The sequence below is a fragment of the Leisingera sp. F5 genome, assembly GCF_001593695.1.
Window position 1 is genome coordinate 1 of sequence record NZ_LUKH01000127.1, and the last position, 5337, is coordinate 5337.

The window sequence follows — 5337 nt, forward strand, 5'->3', positions numbered from 1 at the left end:
TGAAACCATCGCCCCGGTGGATAAGATCACCGGCCCCGGCAATGCCTTTGTCGCTGCGGCCAAGCGGCGGGTCTTCGGCAAGGTCGGCATCGACATGATCGCCGGACCGTCTGAAATTCTGGTGATTGCGGATAAGGACAACAATCCCGACTGGATCGCGCTGGATCTGATGAGCCAAGCCGAACATGACGAAAGCGCCCAGTCAATTTTGATCACCGATGACGAAGGATTTGGCCTGGCTGTGGCGACCGCGGTGGACAAGCGCCTGGAAACGCTGGAACGCCGCGCAATTGCTGCCCCCTCCTGGCGGGACTATGGTGCGGTGATTACCGTGCGGGGCCTGGATGAGGCGGCAGCGCTGTCCAACCGCATTGCACCGGAACATCTGGAGTTGTGTGTCGCCGATCCGGTGGCCTTGAGCGAAAAAACCATCCACGCAGGCGCCATCTTCCTGGGTCAATACACGCCCGAAGCCATCGGCGACTATGTCGGCGGCCCGAACCACGTTCTGCCCACTGCGCGCTCGGCCCGGTTTTCCTCCGGATTGTCTGTTCTGGACTTCCTCAAGCGCACGACCCTCAGCCAGATGACACCAGACGCACTGCGGGCAATTGGCCCGGCGGCAGAAACTCTGGCTCGCAGCGAAAGCCTGGAGGCACACGGCCTGTCTGTCACCGCACGGCTGGATGCATTGAACGGTTGAGGAATTGAGGGGCGCTGCCCCTCTGCGCGCGGCGCGCGCATTCACCCCGGAGTATTTTGAACCAGAAAGAAGCAGCTGACGGTTCAATAGTGGGAAGTATACCCGCCATCCACGGCCAGCACCTGCCCGGTGATGTATGAGGCGGCGGGCGAGGCGAGGAAGAGGATGGCCGGGGCCAGTTCCTCTGGTTCGCCCCAGCGGCCAAGCGAAGTGGCATTTTTTAGTTTCGCTGCAATTTCCGGATCGGCGGCCGCGGCCATGTTGGGGGTGGTTTTGAAGAAACCCGGGGCAATAGCATTCACTGTGATGCCTTTGGGGCCAAGCTCCGCCGCCAGTGCCTTGGTCATGCCATTGATGCCGGCTTTGGCTGTTGTATAGGCCGCGTCGCCGGATTGCGCGATGAGGCCGGCAATTGAGGAAATGTTGATGATGCGGCCATACTCCTTTGGCGCCATTTGGGCGGCGGCCAATTGGGCAAGGCGGAACGGGGCGATCAGATCAACATCCCACAAGGCTTGCAAATCGGAGCGCGTGAATTCCGCCAGGCCGCGCCGGTCTCGCTGACCCACGTTATTGACCAGAATGTCGAGACCGCCTTCATCAGCGATGCTCTCAAATGCCGCGGTTGCAGATCCCTCATCAGCCACATCCAGCACCAGCGGCCGGGCCTTTCCAGGCATCCGTTTCAAGGCCTCTGCCACCCTCTCTTTACTGCGTCCGTTCACCCAAACCTCAGCCCCGGCTTCGGACAGCAAACGGGCAGCGGCAAAACCAAGCCCGCCCGTGGAACCGGTTACCAGCCCGCGCTGGCCTTTGAGGGAAAACCGATCAAGCCCTGTCATCATTCTGCCTCCCGCTCCGGGCAGGCTGGGCGTGCAGGCGCGGTCTGTCAAGAACTGCCGCAAACCGGCATATCATTGACGCCCGCTGCTGCATTGCCCCAGGCACGCCGGTGCGATACTCATGGCCGGACGCCTCAGCGCATATTAGAGACAAAGACCCATGAGCCGCATCAGCCATATCGAACTTGACGACCGCAACCTGCCGCCTCCGACGCCTGAGATTGAGCAGGAGCGGAAAGTTGCGATCTATGATCTGATCGAAGACAACAGTTTCGCCTTGCCGCCTCGCGAAGGGTATAACCAGCCTGCCGGCCCCTACCATTTGGGACTGGCGATCCGTGACAAGCGGCTGGTCTTTGATATCAATACGGAAGCAGGCGAGAAAGCAGCAGAGTTTCACCTGTCGCTGTCGCCGTTCCGCCAGGTGGTCAAAGACTATTACCAGATTTGCGAAAGCTACTTCAGTGCGGTGAAAACCATGCCACCCAGCCAGATCGAGACCATTGATATGGCGCGGCGCGGGATTCACAACGAAGGCAGCCGGGTTCTGCAGGAACGGCTGGAAGGTAAAGCGGAAGTCGACACTGATACCGCCCGGCGCCTGTTCACCTTGATCTGCGTCTTGCATTTCGGAGGCTGACGGGTGGAGGAACTGCCGCAGTCCATTCTGTTCTGTTGCGACCACAATTCGGTCCGCTCTCCGATGGCGGAGGGCATCATGAAAAAATTCTATGGCACCGGCACCTATGTGCAGTCCGCCGGTGTCAAAAACGACATGGAGATCGACGGCTTCTCGATTGCGGTCTGTCAGGAGATTGATGTCGAGCTGTCGCGCCATCGGTCGCGCTCCTTTGACGAGATGGAGCGTTGGGGGGATGACCTGTCGTCCTTTGATCTGGTGGTGGCCCTGTCGCCGGCCAGCCAACGCCGGGCGCTGGAATTGACCCGTTTTTTTCACCTCGATGTCGAATATTGGCCGATTATGGACCCTACCGGGCTCGGCGAGACGCGCCAAGCCAAGCTAGACGTTTACCGTCAAACACGGGATCAAATCATCCAGCATCTGAAGAACCGCTGGGGTGAACCGACGGAGAGAACATGACCGATACCATCGCGCGCTACTTTGCGGCCTTCAACGCCGGCGACACGGACACCATGCTGGACTGCCTGGACAACCAGATTGCCCATCACGTCAACGAGGGCAAAATCCGCGTAGGCAAAGAGAAATTCGCTGAGTTCTGCACCCATATGAGCCGCAGCTACAAGGAAGAGCTGACCGATATGGTGATCTTTTCCAACAACGACGGCACCCGCGCGGCGGCGGAGTTCATTGTGAATGGCACCTATCTTGTGACCGACGAAGGCCTGCCGGAAGCCAAGGGCCAGACCTACCGGCTGCCAGGCGGCTCGTTCTTTGAGCTGAAAGACGGCAAGATTTCCCGCGTCACCACCTATTACAACCTTGCGGACTGGATCGCCCAGGTTTCCGCCGGATGACGATCCGGGTTGAGGCGATGACCGGCGCGGCGCTGGAGGCCGCGCTGGACGATGTGGCGCGCCTGCGGATCAAGGTGTTCCGCGCCTGGCCGTACCTGTACGACGGCGACCTGGCGTATGAGCGCGAGTACCTGCAAAACTACCGCGACAGCACCCGCGCCGTGGTGGTTGGCGCCTTTGACGGCGATACCCTGGTGGGCGCCTCCACCGGCGCGCCGCTGGCGGATCACGCAGATGACTTTTCGGCGGCATTTGAATGCACTGGTATTGACCTGAACGGGGTCTTCTACTGCGCCGAATCCGTGCTGCTGCCGGAGTGCCGCGGCTATGGCGTCGGCCACGGCTTCTTTGACGCGCGTGAGGCGCATGCCCGCAAGCATGGGTTCAGCAAGACCGCCTTTTGCGGCGTGCAGCGCCCGGCGGACCACCCGCTGCGGCCGGCGGACTACGCGCCGCTGGATCCGTTCTGGCGCAAACGCGGCTATGCCCCGCTGGAGGGCGCCATCGCACATTTTTCCTGGAAGGACGTGGATCAGGCTGCGGAAACAAGCAAACCTCTGCAGTTCTGGATCCGGGACCTGTAGAGGAAACAGGCGCCCTTGCGGGGCGCCTGAAACCTGAGGCTCAGACGCCTTCGGGGCGCGCTTTCTGCAGCTCGTCCAGGGCCTGCTTGTGCTGGGCCAGGAAGAAGCGCACATCGTCCTGAGCGGACTTGAAGCTGTTCTGCGCCGCGACCAGCGCCTTGCCGGTTGCCATCCGCTCCTTCTCTATGCCGGACTGCTTGGCGTATTGCTTCAGCAGGCTGGTGGCCTCCTTCAGGATCTTTGGCAGGGTTTCCTTGATGTTCTTGGCGTGAAGAGCGATCTTGTTCTTCTTGATCAGCGCCCGCAGAGCCGCATCTGCTTTACCCTCGATATCCTCGCGGTTGACGCCTTCCTTATTGTACTGGGCCTTCCAGGCCTTGCGGACGGTCTCCATGTCCTTTTCCGCCTGCTTCACATCCTTGATGATGTCGTTGCAGGCGCCTTCGATCTTGCAGGCGCGGGTGTGAAGATCCTTCAGTTCCTTCAAAACCAGCTTGTTCTTCTGGTCATGTTCCTTCTTGAGCTTCTCCAGATGCTTGTCGGTTTCCTCGTTGGCCTTTTCGACCTTCAGCTGCTGCGCCATCTGCTTTTGCTTGATCTTGTCCGCATTGCGGGCCAGCTCAGCCGCCGCATCTTCGCGCTTTTCGATCTGCTTGGCATAGGCCAGGCACAGCTCCCGGCTGTGCGACTGCAGCTTGCCGCATTTGCCGCGCGCCTTGAGCATCGCGTTGGCCAGCATGCTGAACGCCTGAACAATCTCCGGCATTTGGTCCAGATCCGCCTTGGACGGATCACCCGACGGCGGTACCCCCAGTTTTTCCAGCAAATCCATGTATTTGCCCACGCCACTGCCTTTGCAGGCGCCGGCGCGGTAATCGCGCCAGAATTTGGTGCGGAAACCTTTTTTGGGAATATCGGCAATAACGCCTTTCAGGTTCTTGTCATCAAGCTTGGTCGCCAAGGGAGTGGTCCTTTGTCAATTTAATAAAATGAGTGTCTGCGCCTGAGAATGGCCAAATAGCCGCGCAACACCAAGATGGAACGCAGGACGCGGCTGTTTCCGTTGCAAAAATGCGCATCCTTTTCGACCTGGCTCTGGGGCCTGGCCCGGCGGCATCCGCAATCTGTTTGCCGCATCGCCTTGCGCCGGGTGTCTTTACAGGGCAATGCTGGCGAAGGACCGCACCGGGATGCGGCTGCCGACCGCCGGAGACGCCGCATGATAATCGCCACCGCCGCCTATCCGCTCGACTGGCTCGACAGCTGGGCGCAGTATGAGGACAAGCTGGCCTCCTGGGTGGCAGAGGCTGCCGGGAATGGTGCCGATTTGCTGGTATTCCCGGAATACGGCGCGATGGAGCTGTCAACGCTGGATGGCGCGGCGGTGGCTGGAGATCTGGAGCAGTCGATCCATTCCGTGTCGGAGAAGATGGAGGACGCTGCCGCGCTGCACCTGAAACTGGCCGCCGAACATGGGGTGCATATACTGGGCGCCTCCGCGCCGGTGAACAGCGGGCTGGACAGGCCGGTGAACCGGGCTGAGCTTTACACGCCCGCAGGCAAGCGGGACCATCAGGACAAGCAGATCATGACCCGGTTTGAACGCGAGGACTGGGGCATCATGGGCGGCGGCCCTCTCAAGATCTTCGACACCGCGCTGGGCAGAATCGGGGTGCTGATCTGCTATGACAGCGAGTTCCCGCTCTTGGGC

General features: G+C 60.4%; 8 protein-coding genes. 6 read left to right on the forward strand and 2 right to left on the reverse strand.

Annotated features, from left to right (window positions below):
- The coding region (gene hisD, locus A2I95_RS25470; RefSeq protein ID WP_291734417.1) for a histidinol dehydrogenase at positions 1-703 on the forward strand (703 nt) is incomplete at its 5' end.
- Between the two features lie 83 nt (positions 704-786).
- Here hisD and A2I95_RS25475 read toward each other — a convergent pair.
- Entirely contained in the window at positions 787-1548 is a 762-nt protein-coding gene (locus A2I95_RS25475; RefSeq protein ID WP_156916784.1) for an SDR family oxidoreductase, read from the reverse strand.
- Between the two features lie 157 nt (positions 1549-1705).
- Here A2I95_RS25475 and A2I95_RS25480 point away from each other — a divergent pair, with 157 nt between their 5' ends.
- From A2I95_RS25480 to A2I95_RS25495, 4 genes are read left to right on the forward strand one after another with little or no spacing between them, the layout of a single operon-like run.
- Entirely contained in the window at positions 1706-2185 is a 480-nt protein-coding gene (locus A2I95_RS25480) for a UPF0262 family protein (protein WP_027256610.1), read from the forward strand.
- Between the two features lie 3 nt (positions 2186-2188).
- Positions 2189-2647: a low molecular weight phosphatase family protein gene (locus tag A2I95_RS25485; protein ID WP_027256609.1), complete on the forward strand. Its 459-nt coding sequence runs from the start codon at positions 2189-2191 to the stop codon at positions 2645-2647.
- Positions 2644-3042 (forward strand): ketosteroid isomerase-related protein, encoded by a 399-nt coding sequence (locus A2I95_RS25490; RefSeq protein ID WP_027256608.1) that lies wholly within the window; start codon positions 2644-2646, stop codon positions 3040-3042. Before A2I95_RS25485 ends, A2I95_RS25490 begins: the two co-directional genes overlap by 4 nt.
- On the forward strand, positions 3039-3626 hold the full coding sequence (locus A2I95_RS25495; RefSeq protein WP_291734422.1) for a GNAT family N-acetyltransferase: 588 nt from the start codon (positions 3039-3041) through the stop codon (positions 3624-3626). Before A2I95_RS25490 ends, A2I95_RS25495 begins: the two co-directional genes overlap by 4 nt.
- A 40-nt stretch (positions 3627-3666) precedes the next feature.
- Here the strand turns inward: A2I95_RS25495 and A2I95_RS25500 are convergent, their stop codons facing one another.
- Positions 3667-4587 (reverse strand): hypothetical protein, encoded by a 921-nt coding sequence (locus A2I95_RS25500; protein ID WP_027256606.1) that lies wholly within the window; start codon positions 4585-4587, stop codon positions 3667-3669.
- A 258-nt stretch (positions 4588-4845) separates the two neighbouring features.
- Between A2I95_RS25500 and A2I95_RS25505 the strand changes: the two genes are divergently transcribed.
- Positions 4846-5337, forward strand: a 492-nt coding sequence (locus A2I95_RS25505) for a nitrilase-related carbon-nitrogen hydrolase (RefSeq protein ID WP_291734424.1), incomplete at its 3' end; no start/stop codon positions are given.

Coding starts and splice junctions, on each gene's coding strand:
- A2I95_RS25490 (WP_027256608.1), top strand. CDS start 2,644: ATGACCGATACCATCGCGCGCTACTTTGCGGCCTTCAACGCCGGCGAC.
- A2I95_RS25480 (WP_027256610.1), top strand. CDS start 1,706: ATGAGCCGCATCAGCCATATCGAACTTGACGACCGCAACCTGCCGCCT.
- A2I95_RS25475 (WP_156916784.1), bottom strand. CDS start 1,548: ATGATGACAGGGCTTGATCGGTTTTCCCTCAAAGGCCAGCGCGGGCTG.
- A2I95_RS25495 (WP_291734422.1), top strand. CDS start 3,039: ATGACGATCCGGGTTGAGGCGATGACCGGCGCGGCGCTGGAGGCCGCG.